Origin of the sequence: Xanthobacter sp. SG618 (assembly GCF_012932745.1) — a bacterium.
GTDB lineage: Bacteria > Pseudomonadota > Alphaproteobacteria > Rhizobiales > Xanthobacteraceae > Xanthobacter > Xanthobacter flavus.
The window spans coordinates 514,129-536,971 of the sequence record NZ_JABBHL010000004.1; the positions used below are offsets into that span (position 1 = coordinate 514,129).

The 22,843-nt window shown below is 66.7% G+C and carries 17 protein-coding genes and 5 pseudogenes; 12 read left to right on the top strand and 10 right to left on the bottom strand.

Features of this window, described 5'->3' with window-relative positions:
* Positions 1-9 precede the first annotated feature (9 nt).
* Genes FHT36_RS14390 through FHT36_RS14420 form a run of 7 tightly spaced genes read left to right on the top strand, consistent with a single transcriptional unit; the run spans position 10 to position 5,768 of the window.
* Positions 10-960, top strand: a complete 951-nt coding sequence (locus tag FHT36_RS14390) for a MoxR family ATPase (protein WP_169123173.1) — start codon at positions 10-12, stop codon at positions 958-960.
* Positions 954-1,808 carry a DUF58 domain-containing protein gene (locus FHT36_RS14395; protein ID WP_169123174.1) on the top strand — a complete coding sequence of 285 codons (855 nt, stop codon included), beginning with the start codon at positions 954-956 and terminating at the stop codon, positions 1,806-1,808. The genes FHT36_RS14390 and FHT36_RS14395 overlap by 7 nt, the downstream gene beginning before the upstream one ends.
* Complete coding sequence (locus FHT36_RS14400) at positions 1,795-2,136, top strand: hypothetical protein (protein WP_169123175.1); 342 nt, start codon at positions 1,795-1,797, stop codon at positions 2,134-2,136. Before FHT36_RS14395 ends, FHT36_RS14400 begins: the two co-directional genes overlap by 14 nt.
* Positions 2,133-3,086, top strand: coding sequence for a VWA domain-containing protein (locus tag FHT36_RS14405; RefSeq protein WP_169123176.1), 954 nt, complete (start codon positions 2,133-2,135; stop codon positions 3,084-3,086). The genes FHT36_RS14400 and FHT36_RS14405 overlap by 4 nt, the downstream gene beginning before the upstream one ends.
* Entirely contained in the window at positions 3,083-3,955 is an 873-nt protein-coding gene (locus FHT36_RS14410) for a VWA domain-containing protein (RefSeq protein WP_169123177.1), read from the top strand. The genes FHT36_RS14405 and FHT36_RS14410 overlap by 4 nt, the downstream gene beginning before the upstream one ends.
* Positions 3,952-4,575 (top strand): hypothetical protein, encoded by a 624-nt coding sequence (locus FHT36_RS14415; RefSeq protein WP_169123178.1) that lies wholly within the window; start codon positions 3,952-3,954, stop codon positions 4,573-4,575. The genes FHT36_RS14410 and FHT36_RS14415 overlap by 4 nt, the downstream gene beginning before the upstream one ends.
* Positions 4,572-5,768 (top strand): BatD family protein, encoded by a 1,197-nt coding sequence (locus FHT36_RS14420; protein WP_169123179.1) that lies wholly within the window; start codon positions 4,572-4,574, stop codon positions 5,766-5,768. The genes FHT36_RS14415 and FHT36_RS14420 overlap by 4 nt, the downstream gene beginning before the upstream one ends.
* Before the next feature lie 367 nt (positions 5,769-6,135).
* Here FHT36_RS14420 and FHT36_RS14425 read toward each other — a convergent pair whose 3' ends face one another.
* The 3 genes from FHT36_RS14425 to FHT36_RS14435 all read right to left on the bottom strand — a co-directional run bounded on the left by FHT36_RS14425 (position 6,136) and on the right by FHT36_RS14435 (position 11,959).
* Entirely contained in the window at positions 6,136-9,156 is a 3,021-nt protein-coding gene (locus FHT36_RS14425) for an efflux RND transporter permease subunit (protein WP_246702243.1), read from the bottom strand.
* 72 nt (positions 9,157-9,228) lie between these two features.
* Entirely contained in the window at positions 9,229-10,350 is a 1,122-nt protein-coding gene (locus FHT36_RS14430; RefSeq protein WP_169123181.1) for an efflux RND transporter periplasmic adaptor subunit, read from the bottom strand.
* Between the two features lie 73 nt (positions 10,351-10,423).
* A complete protein-coding gene (locus FHT36_RS14435) occupies positions 10,424-11,959 on the bottom strand; it encodes an efflux transporter outer membrane subunit (RefSeq protein ID WP_169123182.1) in 1,536 nt (511 codons plus the stop codon).
* Positions 11,960-12,150: 191 nt separating this feature from the next.
* Between FHT36_RS14435 and FHT36_RS14440 the strand changes: the two genes are divergently transcribed.
* Complete coding sequence (locus tag FHT36_RS14440) at positions 12,151-12,714, top strand: TetR/AcrR family transcriptional regulator (protein ID WP_169123183.1); 564 nt, start codon at positions 12,151-12,153, stop codon at positions 12,712-12,714.
* A gap of 19 nt (positions 12,715-12,733) precedes the next feature.
* Here FHT36_RS14440 and FHT36_RS14445 read toward each other — a convergent pair whose 3' ends face one another.
* The 3 genes and pseudogenes from FHT36_RS14445 to FHT36_RS14455 all read right to left on the bottom strand — a co-directional run bounded on the left by FHT36_RS14445 (position 12,734) and on the right by FHT36_RS14455 (position 15,103).
* Positions 12,734-13,684: a glutathione S-transferase family protein gene (locus FHT36_RS14445; RefSeq protein WP_169123184.1), complete on the bottom strand. Its 951-nt coding sequence runs from the start codon at positions 13,682-13,684 to the stop codon at positions 12,734-12,736.
* Positions 13,685-13,802: 118 nt separating this feature from the next.
* Positions 13,803-13,916 (bottom strand): annotated as a pseudogene (locus FHT36_RS14450) (transposase); the annotation flags it as partial.
* Between the two features lie 110 nt (positions 13,917-14,026).
* The gene (locus tag FHT36_RS14455) at positions 14,027-15,103 is read right to left on the bottom strand and encodes a LacI family DNA-binding transcriptional regulator (RefSeq protein WP_169123185.1); all 1,077 of its coding nucleotides are present in this window, start codon (positions 15,101-15,103) and stop codon (positions 14,027-14,029) included.
* A gap of 168 nt (positions 15,104-15,271) precedes the next feature.
* Between FHT36_RS14455 and FHT36_RS14460 the strand changes: the two genes are divergently transcribed.
* The 3 genes from FHT36_RS14460 to FHT36_RS14470 all read left to right on the top strand — a co-directional run bounded on the left by FHT36_RS14460 (position 15,272) and on the right by FHT36_RS14470 (position 18,399).
* On the top strand, positions 15,272-16,204 hold the full coding sequence (locus FHT36_RS14460) for a dihydrodipicolinate synthase family protein (protein WP_169123186.1): 933 nt from the start codon (positions 15,272-15,274) through the stop codon (positions 16,202-16,204).
* 158 nt (positions 16,205-16,362) lie between these two features.
* Positions 16,363-17,760: an MFS transporter gene (locus tag FHT36_RS14465; RefSeq protein WP_169123226.1), complete on the top strand. Its 1,398-nt coding sequence runs from the start codon at positions 16,363-16,365 to the stop codon at positions 17,758-17,760.
* A gap of 405 nt (positions 17,761-18,165) precedes the next feature.
* Entirely contained in the window at positions 18,166-18,399 is a 234-nt protein-coding gene (locus tag FHT36_RS14470; RefSeq protein ID WP_210257751.1) for a phage integrase N-terminal SAM-like domain-containing protein, read from the top strand.
* 204 nt (positions 18,400-18,603) lie between these two features.
* Here FHT36_RS14470 and FHT36_RS14475 read toward each other — a convergent pair.
* The 4 genes and pseudogenes from FHT36_RS14475 to FHT36_RS14490 form a co-directional block, all read right to left on the bottom strand.
* Positions 18,604-18,843: pseudogene (locus tag FHT36_RS14475) on the bottom strand (transposase); the annotation flags it as partial.
* A 194-nt stretch (positions 18,844-19,037) separates the two neighbouring features.
* Positions 19,038-20,060 (bottom strand): IS110 family transposase, encoded by a 1,023-nt coding sequence (locus tag FHT36_RS14480; RefSeq protein ID WP_169123187.1) that lies wholly within the window; start codon positions 20,058-20,060, stop codon positions 19,038-19,040.
* Between the two features lie 181 nt (positions 20,061-20,241).
* A pseudogene (locus FHT36_RS14485) lies at positions 20,242-21,259 on the bottom strand (IS3 family transposase); the annotation flags it as partial.
* Between the two features lie 190 nt (positions 21,260-21,449).
* A pseudogene (locus FHT36_RS14490) lies at positions 21,450-22,670 on the bottom strand (tyrosine-type recombinase/integrase); the annotation flags it as partial.
* Between the two features lie 47 nt (positions 22,671-22,717).
* Here FHT36_RS14490 and FHT36_RS14495 point away from each other — a divergent pair.
* A pseudogene (locus tag FHT36_RS14495) lies at positions 22,718-22,843 on the top strand (IS3 family transposase); the annotation flags it as partial.

Below are 22,843 nucleotides of genomic sequence, written 5' to 3' on the forward strand. Positions count from 1 at the left end.
ACGCCGGGCATGAACGACATGAGCCATCCGATCACGCGCCTCGGCAGCGCCGTCGCCGCCGGGCTGATCGGCCACGAGGCGCTAGTTGAGCGGCTGATGATTGCCCTGCTGGTCGGCGGGCATGTGCTCATCGAGGGGCCACCGGGCATCGCCAAGACCCGCGCCGTCAAGCGCCTCGCCGCCCGCCTGCCGGGAAGCCATGCCCGTATCCAGTGCACGCCGGACCTGCTTCCATCGGACCTGACGGGCACCCAGGTGTTTCGACCGGAGACCGGACGCTTCGATTTCGTCGCCGGCCCGCTGTTCCATGCGCTCGTTCTGGTCGACGAGATCAACCGGGCGCCGCCCAAGGTGCAGTCGGCACTGCTGGAAGCCATGGCAGAAGGGCAGGTGACATCCTCGGGCGTCACTCGGCCGTTGCCGCAGCCCTTCATGGTGGTGGCGACCCAGAACCCCATCGAGCACGAGGGCACCTTTCCCCTTCCCGAAGCCCAGATGGACCGCTTCCTGCTCCACCTGTCATTAGGGCTGCCGCACGCCGAGCAGGAACGGGCGATTCTCGACCTCGTCGCCGCGGAGCGGATCGCGGGTCCGGCGCAGGCGGAGGCCGTGCTGTCGCCGGACACGCTGGCGAGCGCTACTGCGGAGGTAGCGCAGGTCCATCTTGCCCCGGCCCTTAAGGATTTTATCGTCAGGCTGGTGATGGCCTCGCGGCCCGGCGGCGCGGTGGCCGAATGGGTGGAACACCCCGTCTCGCCCCGCGGCACGCTGGCGCTGGCCGCCGCGGCGCAGGCCCTAGCCTGGCTGAAGGGGCGCGACTACGGCCTGCCGGAGGATGTCATCGCCCTCGCGCCGGACGCGCTGGCCCACCGGCTGGTGCCGACCTGGGCTGCCGTCGGCGAGGGGCGCACCGGCCGCAGCCTTGTCGCCGACATCCTGAAGGCGGTGGAGCCATGGTGACGGCGGTGCTCAATGTGCCCGGTATCCGGCTCGTCGCCGCGGAACTGCTGGCGCTGCGCGACACGCGCCTGCCCCGTGCCCGCCATCGCCCGGTGACGCGGCGCCCCGGCGCCGTGCAGGCGCGCCCAGCCGGCTCCGGAATGGACCTTCGGGAGATTCGCGCCTTTGCCGAGGGCGACGATTTCCGGCGGATCGATCCCGCCGCCACCGCCCGCACCGGCACGCCGCACATCCGCAGCTTCCACGAGGATCGCGACGACACGATGCTGCTGATCGCTGATTTCCGGCCGGCGATGCTATGGGGCACCGGGCACAGCCTGCGCTCGGTGCGCGGCGCCCGCGCCCTTGTACGGCGCGGCTGGGAGGCGGCGGCGCGCCACGCCGTCCTCGCCGCCATCAGTCTCGATGCGTCGGGCGTCGCCGTGGCTGCCGTGGGCGCTGGAGTCGCGCAGATGGGCCACATCAGCCGCATGCTGGCCGACAGCCACGACCGCGCCTTGGCCACCAGCCAAGGGATGGCCGAAAGCGGGTCGGCATCCCTGCGCGAGGTGCTGGCGCGGGCGGTGGCCATGGTCCCGTCGGGCGCGGAGGTGCTCATCGCCACCGGTCCGGACGGCATCCGGCCGGGCGACGATGTGGTGCTGGCGCGGCTCGCGCGGCAACGGCGGGTGCGCGTGCTGCTTCCGCTCGATCCGCTTGACATGGCACCGCCCACCGTTCCCCTGCCGATCCATGCCGGTCCAGAGAGGCGGCTGGCGCGGCTCTGCCCGTTCGATTTCGCGCCGCTGGCCGCCCGCATGGCCGGCCTGAATGTCAGCATCGAGGTGCTCCCGGATGACGCAGGCTGAGCTGATCGCCGCCTTGCCGGAGGGGCGCCTGCCGCCCTCCCTGATGGCGCTCCATGCGACCGACCTTCTCGCCCTATTCGGGGGCGGCCTGCTCCTCGGCGCGTTATGCTGCGCCCTCGTGCTGCCGCTCCTCGCGCGGCCCGTCCCGCTTGGGGCGCGGATCCGGGCGCTGCGTTCTCTTGAGCCCGAGGCGCGGCTGCTCGCCATTGCCCGCATCCTCGGCCGCCTGCCTGACGAACTGCGCGCCGCCGCCTACGGCGCCGCCCCGCCGCCCGGCGCGGAGGACATCGAGCGCATCGCGCTGAAGGCGAGGCGCGCGCGCCGATGAGCCTCGCCTTTCCCGCCGTGCTGCTGCTCCTCCCCTTGCCGTGGCTGGTGCGGCACTTTCTCCCTGCGCGGGCGCCGGCGATGGCCTCGCTCGCCGTCGATGCCGCCGCCTTCGCCGCAGCCGCGCCGTCCGGCCTGCGCCACGACCCCGCCTCGGCCCTGCTGCGCGCAGGCGCGTGGTTCGCCTTGGTCCTGGCGCTAGCCGGACCGCGCGTCCCCACTCCCATGAGCCTCGCCACCGCTTCCGGCCGGGAAATCATTCTCGCCCTCGACCTGTCGGGGAGCATGGCGAAGAGGGATTTCGTGCTCGACGGCCGCCCCCTGTCGCGGCTTGACGCGGTCAAGGCGGTCGCGGCGCGCTTCATTGCCGGCCGGCAGGGCGACAGGGTCGGCCTCGTCATCTTCGGCGACCGGGCCTATGTGGCGCAGCCGCCCACCTTCGACGTGGCCTCCACGGCCCGCGCCGTAGATACGCTGCAGATCGGCATCTCCGGCCTTTCCACGGCGATTTCCGACGGGCTCGGCCTAGCGGTCCGCCGCCTCTCCCGCAGCGATGCCAAGTCCAAGGCTGTGATCCTCCTGTCGGACGGGATCGACACCTCGGGCAAGGTGCTGGCGAGCGACGCGGCGCAGCTTGCGGCGCGCCACGGCATCCGCGTGCACACCATCGCCCTCGGGCCAGAGGATCTGGAGAGCCAGCCAGACGCCAGCGATGCGGTGGATGTCGCCGGTCTCAGGGCCACTGCCGCGGCCGGCGGCGGAGCGAGCTTCCGGGTGCGCACCCTCGACGATCTGGTGGACGTGGCCGCGACCCTCGACCGGCTGGAGCCGAACCCCATGCGCCGCCTCCCGGCCCTGTACTGGCGCTCCCTCTGGATGTGGCCCGCGGCGGCGGCACTCATCCTCGCCGCGCTTCTTGCCCTCCTGCCGGCCATGGGGAGGTGTGCATGAGCGGCTTCGTCTTGCTCCGCCCCTGGTGGCTCGCCGCCTTGCCGCTGCTCGCCGCGCTGGCCTTCTGGCTGTGGCGGCGCGGCCCTATGGCCGGGGGGTGGGGGCAGGTGATGACGCCCGCCATGCTGGCGGCCATGCGTGCCCTCGGCCATCTGCGCCGCGACGATGCCGGCGCCAGCCTGATGCCTGTGGTGGCGGCAGCGCTGGTCGGGCTCGGCCTCGCGGGACCCGCGATCCCGCGCGCGGACGCCCCGCAATTCGCCGGGTCCGGGGCCGTGCTGGTGGCCATCGGCCTGTCTCCCGGCGTCGCCGGAGCTGCGTTGGCGGATGCGCAGGCCGCCGCTGCCAGCGTCATGGCTGCCGCGGCAGGCCGGCCGGTGGGCCTCATCCTTTATTCCGACGAGGCCTATGACGTGGCGGCGCCCACCGGCGATCCCGCGGTGCTGGAGAGCCTGATCGCCGTGCTCGGCCCCGACACCATGCCGAGCAGCGGCGCGCGGCCGGCCGCCGCGCTGCGGCTCGCCCGCCGCATGCTGGAGAGGACGCCGGACGCCGATCTCGTGCTGATCTCGGACGGCAGCGGCATCGATGCCGCGACGCGAACCGAGGCGGCGGGGCTCGGGAGGGGCGGCATCCGCCTCTTCACCCTCGCACTGGGCGCGGGGAGTGACGGACGGGCCTCGCTGGAGGCGCTGGGCGTCGCGTCCGCTCCCGCCCGCGCGCCACTTCCGGTCATCGACCGCCTGTCCGGCTCGGTGGCACTCGCGCGCGACGGGCGGGCGGCGGGGCTTACGTTCGAGGATCTCGGCCCGCTGGTCGCGGCGCTCGCGCTCGTCCCGTTTCTCGCCCTGTTCCGGAGGCGCGCATGAGCGGCTTCACCCCAGCGCGGCGCATCCTCCTCATGGCGGCGACGGGCCTCGCCTGCCTCACGCTCGCGGGGCCGTCCTCCTGGGCGCGGCTCGCCTTCTGGGCCGGGGCGCCGGGGACTGCACGCTGGCAGGACGATGCCGCCGCACGGGGCATCGCCTTCTACCGGGAGGGCGATTATCCCGCCGCGGACGCGGCCTTCGCGGAGGCCGGCCGCACCGAGACATTCAACCGCGCCCTGACCCTCGCGGCGACCGGCCGCTACGCGCTGTCCGTCGCCTATCTCGACGCCGTGCTGTTCGTGGACCCGGCGGACGCCGAGGCGCGCCGGCTGCGCGGTATCATCGACGCGCTGGCGCCCAAGACGGTGGGCGCTAGCATAGTCCGCGGCCGCATCCCGACTTCTGTGGGAACTGCATCCGCGAACAAGGGCGACGGCGTGATGGCCACCCCCGCCCCGGAGTTGAAGAAGCCCATCGACGCGCGCGGCATCGTCGCCTCTGATGCCTGGCTCGACACCATAGCTGACGACCCCGGCGCGTACCTGCGCCTGCGCCTGCGCAAGGAGTTCGAGCGCCGTTCGGCTCTGGGCCTGATCGGGCGGGATGGAGACGCACCATGACGATCCGCCGTGCGCTTTGCCTCCTATTCCTTCTGTCCCAGGCCGACGGCGCCCACGCCGAGAGCCTGCGACTGGTCATCCCTGAGATGCGGCCGGTGACGGGCGAGATGATCCTCATCACCGTGCGCGGCGAATACGAGCGGCAAATCACGCTGGAAAAGCTGAGCTTTCCCGATTCTCCCGACTATGACTGGATGCAGCTTGCCCGCGACCAGTGGCGGACGGAGCAGGTGGACGGGCGAGCCGTCCGCGTGTTCGAGCGCCGCATCGCGGTGTTCCCCCGCCACGCCGGTCCGCTCGTCATCGGACCGGTGACGCACCGTCTGACCGTGGTGGGCGCGGATGCGCCGCGGGAGGAACTGCCGGTCACGGCGGAGCCCGTGACGGTGGCGGTGGCGCCGTTCCCGGCCGAGGGGTCAACGCTGGCGGCCCAGGGCCTCACCGTCACCGACGCGTTGTCGACCGAGCCTGGCAAGCTGAAGGACGGAGAAACCCTCGTCCGCCGGGTCACTATCGAGGCGCAGGGAGCGCCGTCGCATCTGGTGCCGCCGCGCCCCATTGTGCGCGCGCCCTGGCTCATCAGTTTTGCGGCGCCGGAGGCGCGCACGCAGCGCCTGACGCCTGACGGGCCGGTGACGACGGTGACATGGGAATGGCACCTGCGGCCGAGCACCGGCGATCCCGCCGTGCTTCCGGCCATCGCCATCCCCTGGTTTGACACCGAAACACGACAGATGCGCACGGCGGAGATCCCGGCGATTCCCTTCGGGTATGCCAGCATCTATGCCGGGGTCGGCGGTGCGGGGCATCTGCCCGCTGGGCAGATGCGGGTCGCGGCGCTGGCCGTCACGGGCGGACTGATGGCGGCATTTGTACTGGTCCTCTCAGGCCACGGGCCGCGCTGGCGGGGCGACGTGCTGAGGGCGCTCAGGAGGTTCTCGCTGGTGGACCCCACCCGCATCGCCGTGCGGCGAGCGGTGCGGTCCGGCGAGCCATTCGCGCTCCGCCGCGCGGTGGAGCGCTACCTGTGCCGGTGGCGCGCACTCGGACTGCCAGTGAGCGGGCAAGAGACTGCGCGCCTCGACGCGCGGCTCTACGGGCCGGGCGGAGATGCAGTGCCGTTCGACGCCAAGACGGAGGCGAAGGCGATCCTTCGGGCGGTCGATGGGCTCAGGAGGCGGAGCGGCAGGTAGGGCGGTGGCAAATCGAGCGAGGTGTAAGCTATGCCCGACAACCTGACCCGCCAGGACGTTTACGACCTCGTTTGGAGTTCGCCGCGTGCTGAGGCCGCGGAGCGGCTCGGCCTTTCCGAGTTGCAACTCCGCCAGGTCTGCGGATTCCACCGCATCCCCATGCCGAACAGCCAGTACTGGCGGCGGGTGGAAAAGGGCCCGAGCCCGGACAACACCGCGCTCCCCTGGAACGACAGGCCCTGGCTCGAGACCATTGTTGGCGTCCCCATGCCTGCGGATTGGCCGGCCAAGCTCCCGGCGTACAGGATTTTCCAGCACCCGCTCGACGGGATGCCGGGCCGATATCACTCGAGCGCTCCCGTCGGGCCTATTGGGCGGCAGCCGGAACCGCCGCGCCTTCGCCTTCCTCGCGGCGGTGGGTCTGCCCCATCAGCACATAGGCGGTGGGCACCACATAGAGCGTGAACAGCGTGCCGATGGCGAGGCCTGTGGCGATGACGAGCCCGAGATTGTAGCGCGAGGCGGCGCCCGCGCCCGACGCGAAGATCAGCGGTACGACGCCGAGCACCATAGCCGCCGTCGTCATCAGGATGGGCCGCAGGCGGAGCGTGGCGGCCTCGATGATGGCTTCGCGCTTGGATTTGCCGTCGAGCTGCAACTCGTTCGCCACCTCCAGCATCAGAATGCCGTGCTTGCTGATGAGCCCCATGAGTGTGGTGAGCCCCACCTGGGTATAGATGTTGATGCTCGCCCCGCCGATGCCGACGCTGATGAACAGCAGCGCGCCGGCGAGCGACATAGGCACCGACAGCAGGATCACCGCCGGGTCCCGAAAGCTGTTGAACAGTGCGGCCAGCGACAGGAAGATCACGATCAGCGCAAACGCGAACGTGGTGACGAAGCCGCCGCTCTCCTGCACATATTGCCGCGAGGCGCCGCCGAAATCGAGCGTATAGCCCGTGGGCAGGGTGCGCGTGGCGAGATCCTTCAGCACCGTGATGGCATCACCCGTGGTCACCCCGGGCGCGACGACGCCGGCGATGGTGGCGGCGTTCACCTGCTGGAAGTGGTTGAGGGATTCCGGCACGGTCTTGGTCTCGATGCGCGCCACCGTCGACAGCGGGATCATGGTCCCGTCGCTCATGCGCATGTAATAGTCGAGCACCTGGTCCGTATTGAGCCGGGCCTCCTGCTTCACCTGCGGGATGACCTTGTAGGACCGCCCGTCCAGGCTGAAATAGTTCACATATCCGCCGCCCAGCAGCGAGGAGAGGGCGCCGCCCACGTCGCTCATGGAGAGACCGAGGAGGGAGGTCTTCTCCCGGTCGATGACGATGGAGGCCTGCGGCTGGTCGATCTTGAGATCGTTGTTGAGGAAGATGAACAGGCCGGTGTCCAGCGCCTCTTGCATGAACTTCGCGGCCACCTCGTTGAGCTTGTCGAACCCATCCGATGTGCCGATCACGATCTGCATGGGCAAGCCATTGGAGCCGGGCAGAGGCGAGGTCTGGAACGCAACGATCTTCTGGCCGGCGATGGCGTTCAGCTCCTGCTGGATCATCGGCTGGAGGGTCTTGGTGGTCGCCTTGCGTTCGTCCCAGGGCTTCAGCACCCAGCCGGCGATGCTGGTGCCGGTGCCCTCCACCTGGAAGACCGTCTCGGTCTCGGGATGCTTGGCGAAGGTCTCGTAAGTCTGCCGATTGTAGAGCAACTTCTGCTGCAGTGTCGCATTGGGGGCGGAAATGCTCTGCGCGAGGATGATGCCCTGATCCTCCTCGGGCGCCAGCTCGCTCTGCGCTGTGCCATACAGCCAGTAGACGCTGCACAGCACGAGGCCGGCGAACACGGCAGTGACAGGCATGTAATTGAGCGCGCCCCCGAGCGAGCGGGAATAGGCAGCGGTGACAGCGCCCATCACCCGGTCCACTGCCAGCACCATGCGGGATTCCAGATCCCCGCCCGCATGGTCCACCGGCTTCAGCATGTAGGCGGACATCATCGGCGTTAGCGTCAGCGCCACCACGGCCGAGATCGTTACCGCCCCCACCAGTGTGAAGGCGAATTCCGTGAACAGCGCACCCGTAAGCCCGCCCTGGAAGCCGATGGGCACATAGACCGCGATCAGCACCACGGTCATGGCGATGATCGGATTGGCGAGCTGCCGGGCCGAGGCGAAGGCGGCCTGCAGCGCGCTCATCCCCTCTTCCATGTGGTGGTTGACGCTCTCCACCACGATGATGGCGTCGTCCACCACGAGGCCGATGGCGAGCACCAGGGCCAGCAGCGTGAGCAGATTGATACTGAAGCCGAAGGCCAGCATCATCAGGAAGGTGCCGATCAGTGACAGCGGAATCGCGATGACGGGAATGAGCACCGAGCGCCAAGAGCCGAGGAAGGCGAACACCACCAGGGTCACGATAGCGAGCGCCTCCACCAGCGTGTGGATCACCTCTTCGATGGAGGAATTCACGAAGGCGGAGGAATCGTAGATCACGCCCATGGAAAGGCCGGTGGGCAGTTGGCTCTCGATGTCCGGCAGCACCGTGCGCACGCCCTTGATGACATCGAGCAGATTGGCGGTGGGAGCGATCTGGATGCCGATATAGACCGACTCCCGCCCATCGAACATGGTGGCGGAATCATAGTCGTCGGCGCCGAGGGTGACGTTGGCCACGTCCTTCAGACGCACGATGGCGCCGTTCGCCTCCTTGACGATGAGGTTCCTGAACTCCTCCACGTTGTGCAGGCTGGTGGACGCAGTGAGGTTCACCTGCACCATCTGGCCCTTGGTGTTGCCGAGGCTCGCAATGTAGTCGTTGCGGGTGAGCGCGGTGGAGACCTCCGAGGCGGTCACGCCATAGGCCGCGAGGCGGATGGGATCGAGCCAGGCGCGCATGGCGAAAGTCTTGCTGCCGAGCAGTTCCGCCGTCTGCACCCCCTGCACCGCCTGCAGCTTCGGTTGCACCACGCGGATCAGGTAATCGGTGATCTGGTTGCCGGCAATGGCGTCGCTTCGGAAGCCGATATACATGGCATCTATGGTCTGCCCCACTTTGACCGTCAGCACCGGCTGCTGAGTACCGGAGGGCAGCTGGTTAAGTACCGAATTGACCTTGGTGTTGATCTCGGTCAGCGTCTTGCCGGTATCGTAGTTGAGCCGCAGGTTGGCGGTGATGGTACTGGTGCCGGTGGTGCTGGTGGAGGTCATGTAGTCGATGCCGTTCGCCTGGGCGATGGCATTTTCCAGCGGCGTCGTGATGAAGCCCGCCACCACGTCCGGATCGGCGCCGGGATAGGTGGTCGAGACGGTCACGATGGCGTTCTGCGTGCGCGGATATTGCAGGATGGGCATGGAGCTCATGGCGCGCAGGCCCAGCACCAGGATCATCAGGCTGACCACGATCGCCAGCACCGGCCGGCGGATGAAGATGTCGGTGAAGGATGACACGGGCGCCTCCGTTCAGCGATCGACGATGGAGGGAGCGGCATCGTTGGCCGGCAGCACCGCATTGTTCACGCTGACCAAGGACCCGTTGTGCAGCTTCATCTGCCCCGCGGCGACGATCTGGTCGCCCGCCTTGATGCCCGAGAGGACGGCGATCTGGTCGCCACGCGTCGCGCCCGTCTTCACGAACACCTGACGCGCGGCGAGGCCCGTGGCTGAACCCTCCTTCTTCTCCACGACGAAGACGATGTCGCCGTAGGGATTTGCCATGATGGCCGTCTGCGGCACGGTGACGAACGCGTCCGGTGTTCCTACAGCGACCTCGACGGTCGCGAACATGCCGGGGGTGAGGCGGTGGTCGTCGTTCCTGAATTCGGCGCGCAGTTGCACGTTGCGCGAGGTGACGTCCACCTTGGGGCTGATGGCCGTCACCGTGCCCTCGAATGCCTGGCCGGGATAGGTGTCCACCGTGGCCTTCACCGTCTGCCCGGCCTTCACCTCGGCGAGGGCCTGCTGCGGCAGGTAGAAGTCGATAAAGATGGGGTTGAGGGACTGGAGCGTCACCACCGTCGTGCCCGCGCTCACATACTGGCCGAGATCGACGGAGCGAATGCCGAGGCGGCCGGAAAAGGGCGCCTTCAGCGTCTTCTTGTCCACCACAGCCTGCTGCTCGGCCACCTGGGCCAGCGCCTTCTTGAGGTTGGCGGTGTCGCTGTCGATGGTCGCCTGGCTGACCGCGTGGATCTTCAACTGCTCCTGGTCGCGATTGAGGATGATGGCGCTGACATCCGCAGTCGCCTTCAGGGCGGCGAGATTGGCCACCTCCTGCTCGTCGCGTAGTTGGAGCAGGACCTGCCCCTCGCGCACTTCGTCACCGGACTTGAAATTGATCTTCGCGACCGTGCCGGAGCTCTCAAGCGCCAGATCTGCGCCCGCCTCGGCGCGCACGCTGCCCACCGCCTTGACGGTGGACTGCCAGGGCGAGAGGGCAGCTACCGTGGTGGCGACGGTCTGTGGCGGGTCGCGCAGCGAGGCCAGCGCCTGCTTGATCATGCTCGCCTTGAAGAGCTGGAAGCCGTACAGCGCCCCGAAAACCAGGGCGACGGCGGCCAGCATGATGATCATTCGTTTCTTCATCTGACGTCTCTTCTTGCGGCTGCGGCGCAGGGGTCGTTTTGAGGGCGCGCTCGCGAGGGGCGTTGCAGCCCTCTCAGTGGTCCTGGAAATAGCCGGCGTTGGTGCGGGGCTCGGCCTGCGCCGTCTGGTCCACCCGGTTCCACCAGCCGCCCCCCAGGGCCTGGAACAGCGCCGCGGTATCGGTGAAGCGGGCGGCCTGCGCCTTCACCCGCGCCACCACCGCCTGCTGGAAGTTCTGCTCGGCGGTGAGCACGGAGGGATAGGTCACCGCCCCGGCGAGATACTGGGTGCGGGAGATCTTCACGCTCTCCTGCGCTGCCTTCTCGTAGGCGAGTTGGGCCTTCAGCGTGCTGGCATCGGCCTCGATGGCGCGCAGCGAATCCGCCACGTCGCGGAAGGCGGTGATGACCGTGCTTTTGTATTGCGCCAACGCCTGCTCGTTGCTCGCGATGGCGGATTCCTTGTCATGGTAGAGCGTCCCGCCGTCGAACACCGTCTGTGCGACGCTGCCCGCGATGCTCCAGGCGGCGGTGCCCGGCGAGAACAGGCTGTCGGGGGTGAGGCCGGCCCTGCCGTAGCTGCCGGTGAGCTGAACCTGCGGCAGCATGTTGGCCACGTTGACGCCCACCGTGGCGGTCGCCTTGTGCAGGCTCGCCTCCGCCGCGCCGATATCGGGCCGCTGCCGCACGAGGGCGGACGGCACGCTGACGGGAAGATCGCGCGGCAAGGTGAGGCTGGCGAGGGTCACGTGCTCGCCGCGATCCTCGCTCGGCAGCCGGCCGAGATAGGCCATCAGCTGGTTGCGCTGCTGGGCGAGCTGCTTCTGCAGCGGCGGAAGCGTGGCCTGGGTCTGGGCGAGGTTCGACTGCTGCGAGAGCACGTCGGATTGGGCCACCGCGCCCAGCTCGAACTGACGCTGGACAAGCTTGAGCTGCTCCTGCTCCGACTTGATGATGTCGTTGGTCGCCTCGATCTGCGCGCGCAGGGAGGCATCGGTGATGGCCGCCGTCACCACATTCGCGGTGAGGCTGAGATAGGTCGCTTCCAGCTGAAAGCGCTGGTAGTCCGCCTGCGCCTCCAGCGCCTCGACATTCCGGCGGGTGCCGCCCCACACGTCGAGCACATAGCTGACGCTGACCGAGGCATTGTAGAGATTGTAGGGGCTGGTGTTGCCGCTCTCGCCCTGGCTCGCCAGCGAGGTGACCTGCCTCGTGGCGCTGCCGTTTGCCGACACCTGCGGAAACAGGCTGCCCTCTCCCGCCAGCGCGTTTTCGCGCGCCGCCCGAAGCGCAGCCTGGGCGGCGGCGATGTCCGGATGATTGCGGATCGCCTCCGCCACGAAGGCGTCGATCTGCTTGTTGCGGAAGACCCGCCACCACTCGCCGGGTAGATCACGGCCTCGAAGAAAGACCTGGCTGCGCCCGCCATGGACGTCCGCTGAGGTCGTGGGACGGGGCGTGCCTTCGGGCAGGTAGCCGCTGACGCGCGGTGCATCGGGCGCCTCGAAATCCGGCCCCACCATGCAGCCGCTCACGAGCAGCAGGGAAGCGGCGACGACGCCCCCCTTGAGGCGGGGGGCGAGCCGGGAGAGGGCAGACAGGTCTCGCATATCAAAGGCACCCGCATACAGCCGATCTGAACCGAACCGTTCAGTTCGACAAACGACTAGGGCCAGATAAATCGAGAGTCAATATGGACTGAACCGTACAGTTCGATTAAGTTGAAGGCATGTCGGAATGCAACGCATCAACCCTTGTGCCGCAAGCCTCCAGCAGCCTGAGACCCAAAGCTCGGGAGGCGTTGAAGGCCGCCCGCGCGGTGTTCCTCGAAGCGGGTTACGACGGCGCGACGATGGACGCGATCGCCCGCGTCGGCGCGCTTTCCAAGGCAACGCTCTATGCGCACTTCTCCAGCAAAGCCGCCCTCTTCGAGGAGCTGATCCGTGTCGAATGCCGCGCGGTCAATGCGAACCTCTATGTGCCGGACCCTCAGAACGGTTCTGTCGAGTGGGAGTTGCGAAAGGTCGCAATCAATTACCGGCGCATCTTCGCCCAGCGCGAAGGGCTGGACATCTTCCGCATTCTGATTCCGGTCGCGCCCCGGTTTCCGCGTCTAGCGGAAGTGTTTTACGACGAGGGCCCGGGCGCATCGATCCGCCAGATCGCAACCTATCTGGCTGCGCTCAACGACACCGCGCGCGTGCGCATCCCCGATCCCGACCTGGCTGCGCACCAGTTTCTCGCACTCGTCGCAGAAGATGCAAAACTCGCAGGCGCGCTCGCCTTTCCACCCCCGCGCGCCCGTGATGCCAATCAGCTGATCGATAGCGGCGTTGCCATGTTCCTCGATTTCTACAAGGCCTGAGCGAAACGTGAGGGCAACGTCAAGTGACCGGCGTTTCGAAGTCGAGGTCAGGTCCGACGGGGACGATGCCGCTCGGATTGAGCCAGGAATGGCTGGCGTAGTAGTGCCGCTTGATGTGCTCGAAATCGACAGTCGGACGGATGGCGGGGTGTTGGTAGAGCGCGCGCGTGTAGCGCCAGAGCGCTGGATAGTCGACGAGCGCCCGCCGATTGCATTTGAAGTGGCCGAAATACACCGGATCGAACCGCACGAGCGTGGTGAACAGCCGGATGTCGGCTTCGGTCAGCCGCTCGCCGACGAGGAACCGCCGCTGCGCCAAGTGCTCGTCCAGCCAGTCCATCGTCGCGAAGACATCCGCCACGGCATTCTCGTAGGCGGACTGGGTGGTCGCGAAGCCGGCGCGATAGACACCATTGTTGAGAGTGTCATAAATCCGCGTGTTGATGGCGTCGATATCGTTGCGGAGCGCCAACGGATAGTAATCGTCCTCGGTCGCGCCCACGCGATCGAAGGCGGTATTGAACATGCGAATGATGTCCGCGGATTCGTTGGAGACGATTTTCCGGGTCACCTTGTCCCACAACACCGGCACGGTCACCCGCGACGTGCAGTGCGGTTCGCTCAGGGTATAAAGCTGATGAAGCCATTGCGTGCTGTTTACCGTGTCCGGCACGACGCCGACACCCGGCTGAAATGACCAGCCATCCTCTCCCATCAGCCAGTGCACGACCGAAAGGCCGATCAGCCCTTCGAGGCCTTTCAGCCGTCGCATGATGAGAGTGCGGTGCGCCCAGGGGCAAGCGAGCGACACGTAGAGGTGATATCGCCCAGGTTCAGCGGGAAACGCAGCTGGCCCATCGCTGTCGACGATCCAGTTACGAAACAGGGACGGAGGGCGCCGCAGTTGCCCGCCTTTTATGGCGGTACCGATACCGCCGCGCTGCCACACGCCCCCTACGAGTTCACCCATCGGTCATAGCCCCTTTGGCTGTGCGTATCATGGGAGCCCCTTCATCGGTGAGCGCTCCGAAGGTGGCCCAGCTCTATTTTACGCCGCGCTGCAACCGCAGCCATTCGTTCTCCCGCCTTATATGGCGCTTGCGTCCGACGATCTTTTTGCCGGCATCGTAACCCCATGCTCCGGCATTGGGTGCCTTCGCCGACTGACTGTCGATCACGGCGACCGGAGGGTACGCCGCACGCCGAGCGTGCTCGAAGTTCAACATCAGTTCAGTATTGCGATTGGCTTTGGCCAGTAACCGGCGCCAATTCATCAGACTTGGAAATGAACCGTCGGCACCGGGCCTGTTAATTAGTGGCGTTCCCGCCCTCGGTGTCTGGCCTTTTCAGCTCTGCCGAGCGTTGGACCCGGAACCGCCGTTGACTGACGGGGGATGAGGGTCGGCGCTGCGATCCGCAGGTGGTCGGCGCGCGTTGCGGCGCCCCGAGTCAGGAGATCCAGCGCGTCCGCGGCGATCTGGTCGAACGGCACACGCACCGAGGTGAGCGGGGTCGGTAGGCGGCTGACGATGGGGATGTCGTTGTAACCCACCAGGGAGACGTCGCCCGGGACCGAGAGCCCGAGCCGGGCGAGCGTGGAAAGGGCGCCGATGGCGGTATTGTCGTTGACCGCGAAGAGCGCAGTGGGCGGCTGAGGAAGGCGCATCAGCCGCTCGGCTGCATCCGCTCCGGAATCGATGTCGAAGGTGGATTGGACCACGAGCGCCGGGTCCTCAACAATGTGAGCCTCCATGAGCGCCTGCCGGTAGCCCTCGACCCGCCCCCGGCTGCTGGAGGCATAAGAGGGGCCGGCAATGAGGCCGATGCGGCGATGGCCGAGATCGATCAGGTGTCGCGTGGCGAGATATCCGCCCAGCCGGTCGTCGCCCACGGATGCAAGACTGCGCCCGTCACTGCGCAGGGCGAGCACATAGGGCACACCGCGCTCCGCCAGTTCCTGGGCGAAGTCGTCTCCCTGACGGGCAGTGGAGAGCACGAGGCCGTCCACGCCCCGCTGCAGGAGCGTCTGCGCCGCCTTGCGGTCGGCGCGCGGTTCGTCGTCGGTGGTAGCGACGATGGCGAACTGTCCGGTTCGCGCGCAGGCCCGGGCGAGGGCCTCGTAGAGCATGGCCATTACGGTGTCCGTCAACCGCGGGACAATGACGCCGATGGTATTGGTCTGGCCGCGGCGCAAGCTCGCGGCAGACACGTCGCGCACATAGCCGAGGCTTTCCGCCACCTGTCGCACGCGCCGGGCGGTCGCATTCTCCGAACGCGGCAGGCGCTCGTCGAGGATGCGCGAGACGGTGGACTTGGAGACGCCCGCGGCGGCCGCGACATCCAGGATGGTCACGCGCCCCTGCCGCTCCTGCGGTTCGTCATCGTTCAACGGCGTGTGTCCTTCGATCTGGGGCCCGGCGACACGTTAGCGATTGACAGACGCCAGACACAAGGGCAATTATGGGAACGTTCCCGCTAACGATCCTAAAGAGACTGCGGGTCGGAGGAAGCGGGACCGAATTTCGGTCTGAACGATCCCAAGGAAGGAACTGGAACCATGGCTATCGACTGGAAGGGCCTGAACCCCGCCCCCGTCACCCTCTTCAAGGACAATGGCGACGTCGATTTCGACGGCAACGCGCGCCTCGCCAAGTGGCTGGCCGCCATCCCCGGCGTGAAGAGCCTTGTCATCCTCGGCCATGCCGGCGAGGGCACCTTCCTGACCTTCGAGGAGCAGATCGAGCTGATCCGCGTCTACAAGGATGCCACTCCCCTGCCGGTCATCGCCGGCATCACCGGTGAAGGCACCAAGGTCGCCGAGATCGAGGCCAAGAAAAAGTTTGACGCCGGCGCGAGCGGCGCGCTCGTATATCCCAACCACGGCTGGCTGCGCTTCGGCTACCAGAAGGGCGCCCCGCAGGACCGCTACAAGGCCATCGCCCAGTCCGGCCTTGAGTGCATCCTGTTCCAGTACCCGGCCGTGACCAAGGCCAATTACGACCTCGACACCCAGCTCGAGATCGCCGCCATTCCGGGCGTGACCGCCACCAAGAACGGCGTGCGCGACATGAAGCGCTGGTACAACGAGATCCCCGCCCTCAAGAAGGCCTTCCCGAACCTCGCCATCATGTCCTGCCATGACGAGTGGCTGCTGCCCACCATGTTCGACGTGGACGGCCTGCTCGTCGGCTACGGCAACATGGCGCCTGAGCTGCTCATCGAATACCTCAAGGCCGGCAAGGCGCAGGACTACACCCTCGCCCGCAAGTATCACGAGCAGCTCCTGCCCGTGACCCGCGCCGTCTACCACCGCGGCTCGCACATGGAGGGCACGGTTGCCCTCAAGCATGCGCTGCGCGCCCGCGGCCTCATCGACAACGTGAACATTCGCGAGCCCCTGAAGCCCCTCGGCGAAGCGGCCGACGCCGAGATCCGAGCGGCGGTGAAGGCCTCCGGCCTCACCGCGGTCGCCGACGCCCTCGCAGCCTGATCACGACCCTCCCGGAGGCGGCTCCTGCCGCCTCCGCGCCCTTTCGGGTGAGAAGCGCGTGCCGGCATCAGGCCGGGACGCGCCCTATCTCCGGGTGCGCCTCTGGCCTCCGGCAAAAAGAAAAATCAAGATCATCCCTGGAGGAAACGCCAATGCTCATGCAGACGCCGCCGCACCTTGCTGCTGGCGGGACATCCGATTTGCGCAGTGATGCCGAGCGGCAAGCCGACATCAGCGCCCGCCTGGAACGGCTCCCGATTACCCGACGCGTGTTCTGGACCCGGAACATCATCGGCGCCGCCACCTTTTTCGACGGCTATACCGTCATCGCCATCGCCTATGCGATGCCGGTGCTGGTGCGGGAGTGGGGTCTCAAGCCTGAGCAGACGGGCCTGATCCTCTCCATGGGCTACCTCGGGCAGCTCATCGGCGCGGTCTTCTTCGGCTGGCTGGCCGAACGCATCGGCCGGCTCTCCGTGCTGCTGTTCACCATCCTCCTGTTCGTCAGCATGGACATCGCCTGCCTGTTCGCCTGGGGCGCTGCCTCAATGATGGCGTTCCGCTTCATCCAGGGCATCGGCACCGGCGGCGAGGTGCCGGTGGCGAGCGCCTACATCAACGAGTACATCGGTTCGAAGGGGCGTGGCCGCTTCTTCCTGCTGTACGAAGTGATGTTCCTGTTCGGCCTCGTGGGGGCCGGCCTCATCGCCCGCGCGCTCGTGCCTGTTTATGGCTGGCAGGCCATGTTCATCGTCGGTCTCGTGCCCGCCGCCATCCTCATTCCCTTGCGCTTCTTCATGAAGGAATCGCCGCGCTGGCTCGCCGCCAAGGGGCGCTACGCCGAGGCCGACAGGATCGTCTCGGATCTGGAGCGCAGCGCCACGGCGCGGGGCCATGTGCTGCCGGAGCCCAAGCCGGTGCCCATGAAGACGGTCGAACGCTCGGGTGTCCGGGAGCTGTTCTCCGGCATCTATCGCCGGCGAACGCTGACCATCTGGTCCATGTGGTTCTGCTCCTACCTCGTGGCAAATGGCATGATCGCCTGGCTGCCGACCCTTTACCGGCAGACCTTCAACCTGCCGCTGGAAACGGCACTGCTCTATGGGCTCCTGACCTCGGTGGCCGGCGTGGTGGCCTCGGTGGCCTGCGCGCTCCTGATCGACAAGGTGGGCCGCAAGCGCTGGTATACCTTCGCCTTCCTCGCGGCGCCGATCCCGCTGTTGGCCTTGGCTTGGATGGGGGCGACCTCCCCGACCGAGGTTCTGATCCTCGCCGGTCTCGCCTATGCGATCGTGCAGACCATCACCTTCTCGCTCTACCTCTATTCGGCGGAACTCTACCCGACGCGACTCCGGGCCATCGGCACCGGCCTCGGCAGCGCATGGCTGCGCCTCGGCTCCTCGGCCGGCCCTATCGTGGTCGGCACCATCATGGGCGCTGCAGGGATTCAGTACGTCTTCGCTGCCTTCGCCGGCATCCTGATCGTCGGCGCCCTCGTCACCATGCTCTTCGCCATCGAGACGAAGGGCCGGGTGCTGGAGGAGCTTTCTCCGTAGCGGTTGGCTACGCGCCAGTCACGAATCGCACCTGCCGGATCGGAAGGCCCGGCAGGTGTATTGGCGTGGGCCGGGTGGGCTGTTGGTGGCCGTTTCGAGGTGGCTGACAAATATAATGCGAAGGAGAGGGTCCGAAGGGCTGCGGCGATGATGCGGTCCGTGAGATTGTTCCAACACAACTGCCAGAAGCCGGCGCTGTCTGGCTTAACGTGGCGGGTTGGATAGTCCCGATTTAGTTGCTCCGGCAACTATGTTAGGCAAACCAGCCGAAGCTCGCGCACCGCCAATGGACTAAATCGCTGCCGCGGTAACCGCCCTGCATAAGGGTTGTGCGGATGTTTTCGATGGGGCGCCTGGCATAGGCGGGCGGACCATCACGGGGTTTCTTGGGACAGGAGAGCCCCATTGGAACATCAGGAGCACCCCACCAGCACACGGCCGGCCGTCAGCCCGCTGCGGCAGCGGATGATCGAGGACATGACCATCCGCTGGTTCGGCGAGCACACCCAGCGCGATTATGTCCGCCAGGTCGCCGAGTTCACCGCCTTCCTCGGCCGGGCGCCGGACCAGGCGGAGCCCGAGGATCTGCGGCGCTACCAGCTTCATCTGGCGAGCTTCAGTGCCAGCTATGCCGCATGAACCTTGCCTGCACGGCCTTGCGCTTCTTCTTCCACATCACGCTGGGGCGGGCCGGCTTCGGTGATCGCATGGCCCGCATCCCGACGCCCGAACGCCTGCCGGTGGTGCTGAGCACCGAGGAGGTGGCGCTGCTGCTCGCCCGTGCGCCGAACCTCAAGTACCGGGCCGCGCTCAGCATCGCCTATGGCTGCGGCCTGCGGGTGTCAGCGCGACGTTGTCCAGCATGGCATCGGCGAGCATGCGCTTCAGCTTGGCGTTCTCGTCCTCGAGCGCCCGCAGCCGTTTGGCCTCCGGCACGTCCATCCCGCCGAAACAGGCATTCCATTTGTAGATGCTGGCGTTACTGACCCCGTGCTTGCGACACAGGTCCGAGACCGGCACCCCGGCCTCGTGCTCCTTCAGGATGCCGATGATCTGCTTCTGTATTCGGTCCGGTGTCGTCAACCCCGATGATGGCACGCCGCGGGTTCTTTGCTTCTGTCCGTGGTCGAGGATCGCCACATAATGGTGTTCGATGGAATGACCCGGTTCAAGCTCTTCGGCGCGCTCGGCCGCGTCAGCGGCTGCGACGACAGATCATGCGAACTCAATCATCCCACGCCCCGCGACGGGCGTTCAGGGAACCACAGCCGGGTCGATCACGCCGCGGCCGCAGTCCATCGGAACTCCGTGCCGTTCCGCCACATGCTGTGAAGAACGACCGCCATCTTGCGAGCCAGAGCGACCTTCGCCCGCTTGCTTCCCTGACGCTGAGCGATGCGCACCGCCCAGGCCTTCATCGGTGACCAGCATGTGCTCGGTCGCAGGATGACGTTGGCGGCCTCGAACAGCGCAGTTCGCGTCTCCCCGTCTCCCACTTTGGTGATCCGTCCGGTCCGATCGATCTCGCCCGATTGATACCGCCGAGGTGTGAGCCCGAGATAAGCCCCGACGGACCGGGAACGGGCGAAACGCTCGGGCGCATCGATCGTTGCTCTGAATGTCAGAGCGGAAACCGGCCCGATCCCGGGCATGGTCATCAACAGGCGGCAGACCGGATCATTCCGGACAGGCTGGACGATCAGGCGGTGAAGGCGCTGGTACTCCTGCATCAGTGCGTCCCGGGCTGCCAATAGGAGAGCCATCACTTCAGCCAGGATGGCGTTGTTTCCAACCAGATCTCGGACACGGGAGGCAAATCCGGCACGCGACACGATGCCGACCTTCAAGCCGAAGGCACGGAGCAATCCGCGAAGTGTCTGCTCTGACGCGGCGATGGAGCGGATCAGATGCTTGCGTGCCGCCACCAGCGTTCGGGCATGCTGGCTGCCGATGCTCTTCACGTGCACGACCTTGTACCAGCCAGCCCTGACCACCTGGGCGATGCCGCGCGCGTCGTTCCGATCGGTCTTGACGGGCATTGCCGACAACGCCGCCTTCACCTGCCGCGCCTCCAGACTGATGGCGGGAAACCTAAGCTCCGCCAAGCCCGCACTCAGCCATTCCGACATCGGCCCTGCCTCAAGCCCAATCTTCGCAATCCGATCCCGCCAGGGCTGGGGACACTGCGAGATGGCGGGCGCCTCCGACGCCACGCTCGCCTCCTTCAGGATTTGACCTTCCCGGTCGATGACACAGACGGCTACGGAGTTCAAAGAGACATCAAGGCCGACGTACACCATGGGGACCTCCCGGCGCTGGGTTCAGGCCCCGATCGTCCTCTTCGCCGCCGAACGCCGCAAACGGCTCAAGAGATCAGGACCGAATACCCCATCTCTTCCGTGAAGCGGCTGCGCCTCATGTTCTGGTCCTCGCAATGGGCCAGAACGAACTTCAATCTGGATTCGCCAGGAGGGGCAACGTCCGTGCCTCCGAGCCGGTCTCGAATGCGTTGAGGTAGATGCACTCGTATTTGAGCGAGCGCCAGAGCCGTTCGATGAACACATCGTCGAGCCAGCGCCAGCGTCCGTCCATGGAGATGCGGACGCCGGCCTCCACCAGGACCTCGGCGAAGCGCGGGCTGGTGAACTGGCTGCCCTGGTCGGTGTTGAAGATCGCCGACCGCCCGAAGCACGCTGTCGCTTCCTGCAGGGCGTCGAGCAGGAGTCCGCGTCCATGGTGTTCGACAGCCGCCAGGCCAGTACCCTGCGGCTGAACCAGTCCATGATGGCGACAAGGTAGAGGAAGCCGCGCCGCATCGGGATGTAGGTGATATCGGCGCACCAGACTTGATCAGGGCGGTCAACGACGAGACCTCGCAGCAGGTAAGGCCAGACCCGATGCTGGGGATGGCGTACCGTCGTCTTCGGGCGCTCATAAATCGCCGCCAAACACATCCCCGCCATCAGATGGCGCACACGCTTGCGGCCACCCGCATGGCCCTGGCGGCGAAGATGGCGGGCCATCTGCCGCGAGCCATACCATGGTGTCTCCATGAACTGCGCATCGACGGCCCGCATCAGCGCCAAGGTCTCGGCGCTCTCGATGCGAGGGCCGCCGTAGAACGCCGAGCGGCTGATGTCGACCAAAGCGCACTGGCGCGTGATCGGCAGCGTCGGGTGGTTGGGCTCGATCATCTCCCGCCTCCGTCCGACGCTCATCGACCGGAGGCCCGCCGCAAAAAATCGCGTTCCACCACCAACTGGCCGATCTTCGCGTGAAGCTGATCGATTTCGCCCTCGCGTGCCGCCTCGGCGGCTTCAGCCTTGCCCGAGAACACGCCGGACATGCCCTCGATCGCTCGCTTCTTCCAGGCGTTGATCATCGTCTGGTGGACACCGTGCTTGGCGGCCAACTGCGCGATCGTCTGCTCGCCGCGGATCGCGTCCAGCGCCACCTTGGCCTTGAACTCGGCCGAATGCCGCTTCCTCTTTCCCGTCATCGGGTTCGTCCTCTCAGCAGGGCGAACCAAGCTTAGCTCCCTGTCCGGATTTCAGGGGCCACCTCAGTCCTTCCCGCGGAACAAGAGGCAGCCTGTCAGAAAATTGAAGCCGACCACTAGGGTAGGAGAATCCATGGTGGTATGGCACCTCGTTCCCGGGGCGCAAGATGCTCTGGGAAGGCGGTCCGACTCATGCGGCAAGGGGCTCACACTGTTCCCGTTCCGCACCCTCATCGCCGGCTGCCTTTTGTAGAAGCCGGGCCAGTGCCGCTTTCCGGGAGCCGCGATCCAGGGCATAGGCGGTCTGCTTGAACTCCACGCCGTCGAGCAGACCCTGGATGTAGCCGGAGATGGTATCGGCGGCCATGATCAGAGCTGTGTCGAGCGTATGGATGTAGTTGCTGGTGACCGATCCCTTCGCATGGCCGACCAGGGCGGCGATGGTGACCTCGGTGAAACCGAGATCGTTCGCAACGCTGGCGAAGCTGTGGCGCAGGATGTGAGGGGTGACATCGGCTAAGGGCGAGTTGGCGAAGATCTTCCTCCAATGATTGGGGAAGCCACCGAACGCATTCTCGCCGTCTCGGCCGGGGAAGACGTAATCTCCGATCGCCTCTTTCCGACGCTTCTCCAGAAATTCCACTACGGGTAGCCCAATGGGTCGGACGGAGCTCCCCTCCTTGCTATCCTTCAGGCGCAGGCAACTGCAAGCCGTATCGGCTTCATCCCATTGCAGCGATATCATCTCCATGCGGCGGCATCCGGTGAGCGCGATCTGGCGGATGATCTCGACCGACATCCGGTAGCTCTCTTTCTCGGCCGCTGCCTTGAGGAGATCGCCGAGGACGCGATATTCGGCTTCGCTCAGCCGCCGGGCTCGGACATTGTCCTTCGGTCGCCGCACACCGTGCGCGGGGTTCGTCTCGATGATCCCGGCCTCGACCGCATAAATGAGGATGCCGCCGAGCAGCCCAGTTGTCCGCGTCGCGGTGCCGGCGCCGCCCCGCACGATGGACTTGCCGCGCAGGTTTTTGGTCTTGACGGTGACGCGGGTCTTCCCCGCCATGATATCCTTCATGGCCTTGGTGATGTCGGCTTTCGTCAGGTCCCTGACGCGACGCGAGCCGAGGAGGGGAACGATATGACGGTGAATGCGGCCGAGATCGGAAACGATCGTGCCCGGCTTCTTGGGTCGGCCACCCTTTCCGAGGATGAGACCCGCTTGCAGATCGGCGAGGTAGAGGTCGCAGAGCTTCTTAACCGTGAGGGCCTTGCGATCGAGCTGCCGCTCATCCGCCGGACCTTCGCCTTGCGCGATCCGGCCCAACTGCGCCTTGGCTTCCTGGCGCGCGCGTTCCGGTGTCCACACTCCGTGGAGCCCGATCGTGAACAGGCGCGATCGGCCGGCTGAACCGCCCTGGCTTTTCCGGAGGCCCCAACTCCTGAGAGGATGGGGCTATGACGAGCAAGACGACGAACAAGTTCTCGGCTGAGGTGCGTGCCCGGGCGGTGCGGATGGTGCTGGATCACGAGGCTGAACACCCTTCGCGCTGGCAGGCGATCGTGTCGATTGCGGCGAAGATC

Bases quoted from the DNA above. Each gene is read 5' to 3' on its own strand.
- FHT36_RS14390 (WP_169123173.1), top strand. From the start codon at position 10: ATGAACGACATGAGCCATCCGATCACGCGCCTCGGCAGCGCCGTCGCC.
- FHT36_RS14395 (WP_169123174.1), top strand. From the start codon at position 954: ATGGTGACGGCGGTGCTCAATGTGCCCGGTATCCGGCTCGTCGCCGCG.
- FHT36_RS14400 (WP_169123175.1), top strand. From the start codon at position 1,795: ATGACGCAGGCTGAGCTGATCGCCGCCTTGCCGGAGGGGCGCCTGCCG.
- FHT36_RS14405 (WP_169123176.1), top strand. From the start codon at position 2,133: ATGAGCCTCGCCTTTCCCGCCGTGCTGCTGCTCCTCCCCTTGCCGTGG.
- FHT36_RS14410 (WP_169123177.1), top strand. From the start codon at position 3,083: ATGAGCGGCTTCGTCTTGCTCCGCCCCTGGTGGCTCGCCGCCTTGCCG.
- FHT36_RS14415 (WP_169123178.1), top strand. From the start codon at position 3,952: ATGAGCGGCTTCACCCCAGCGCGGCGCATCCTCCTCATGGCGGCGACG.
- FHT36_RS14420 (WP_169123179.1), top strand. From the start codon at position 4,572: ATGACGATCCGCCGTGCGCTTTGCCTCCTATTCCTTCTGTCCCAGGCC.
- FHT36_RS14425 (WP_246702243.1), bottom strand. From the start codon at position 9,156: ATGATCCTGGTGCTGGGCCTGCGCGCCATGAGCTCCATGCCCATCCTG.
- FHT36_RS14430 (WP_169123181.1), bottom strand. From the start codon at position 10,350: ATGAAGAAACGAATGATCATCATGCTGGCCGCCGTCGCCCTGGTTTTC.
- FHT36_RS14435 (WP_169123182.1), bottom strand. From the start codon at position 11,959: ATGCGAGACCTGTCTGCCCTCTCCCGGCTCGCCCCCCGCCTCAAGGGG.
- FHT36_RS14445 (WP_169123184.1), bottom strand. From the start codon at position 13,684: ATGGGTGAACTCGTAGGGGGCGTGTGGCAGCGCGGCGGTATCGGTACC.
- FHT36_RS14460 (WP_169123186.1), top strand. From the start codon at position 15,272: ATGGCTATCGACTGGAAGGGCCTGAACCCCGCCCCCGTCACCCTCTTC.
- FHT36_RS14465 (WP_169123226.1), top strand. From the start codon at position 16,363: ATGCAGACGCCGCCGCACCTTGCTGCTGGCGGGACATCCGATTTGCGC.
- FHT36_RS14480 (WP_169123187.1), bottom strand. From the start codon at position 20,060: ATGGTGTACGTCGGCCTTGATGTCTCTTTGAACTCCGTAGCCGTCTGT.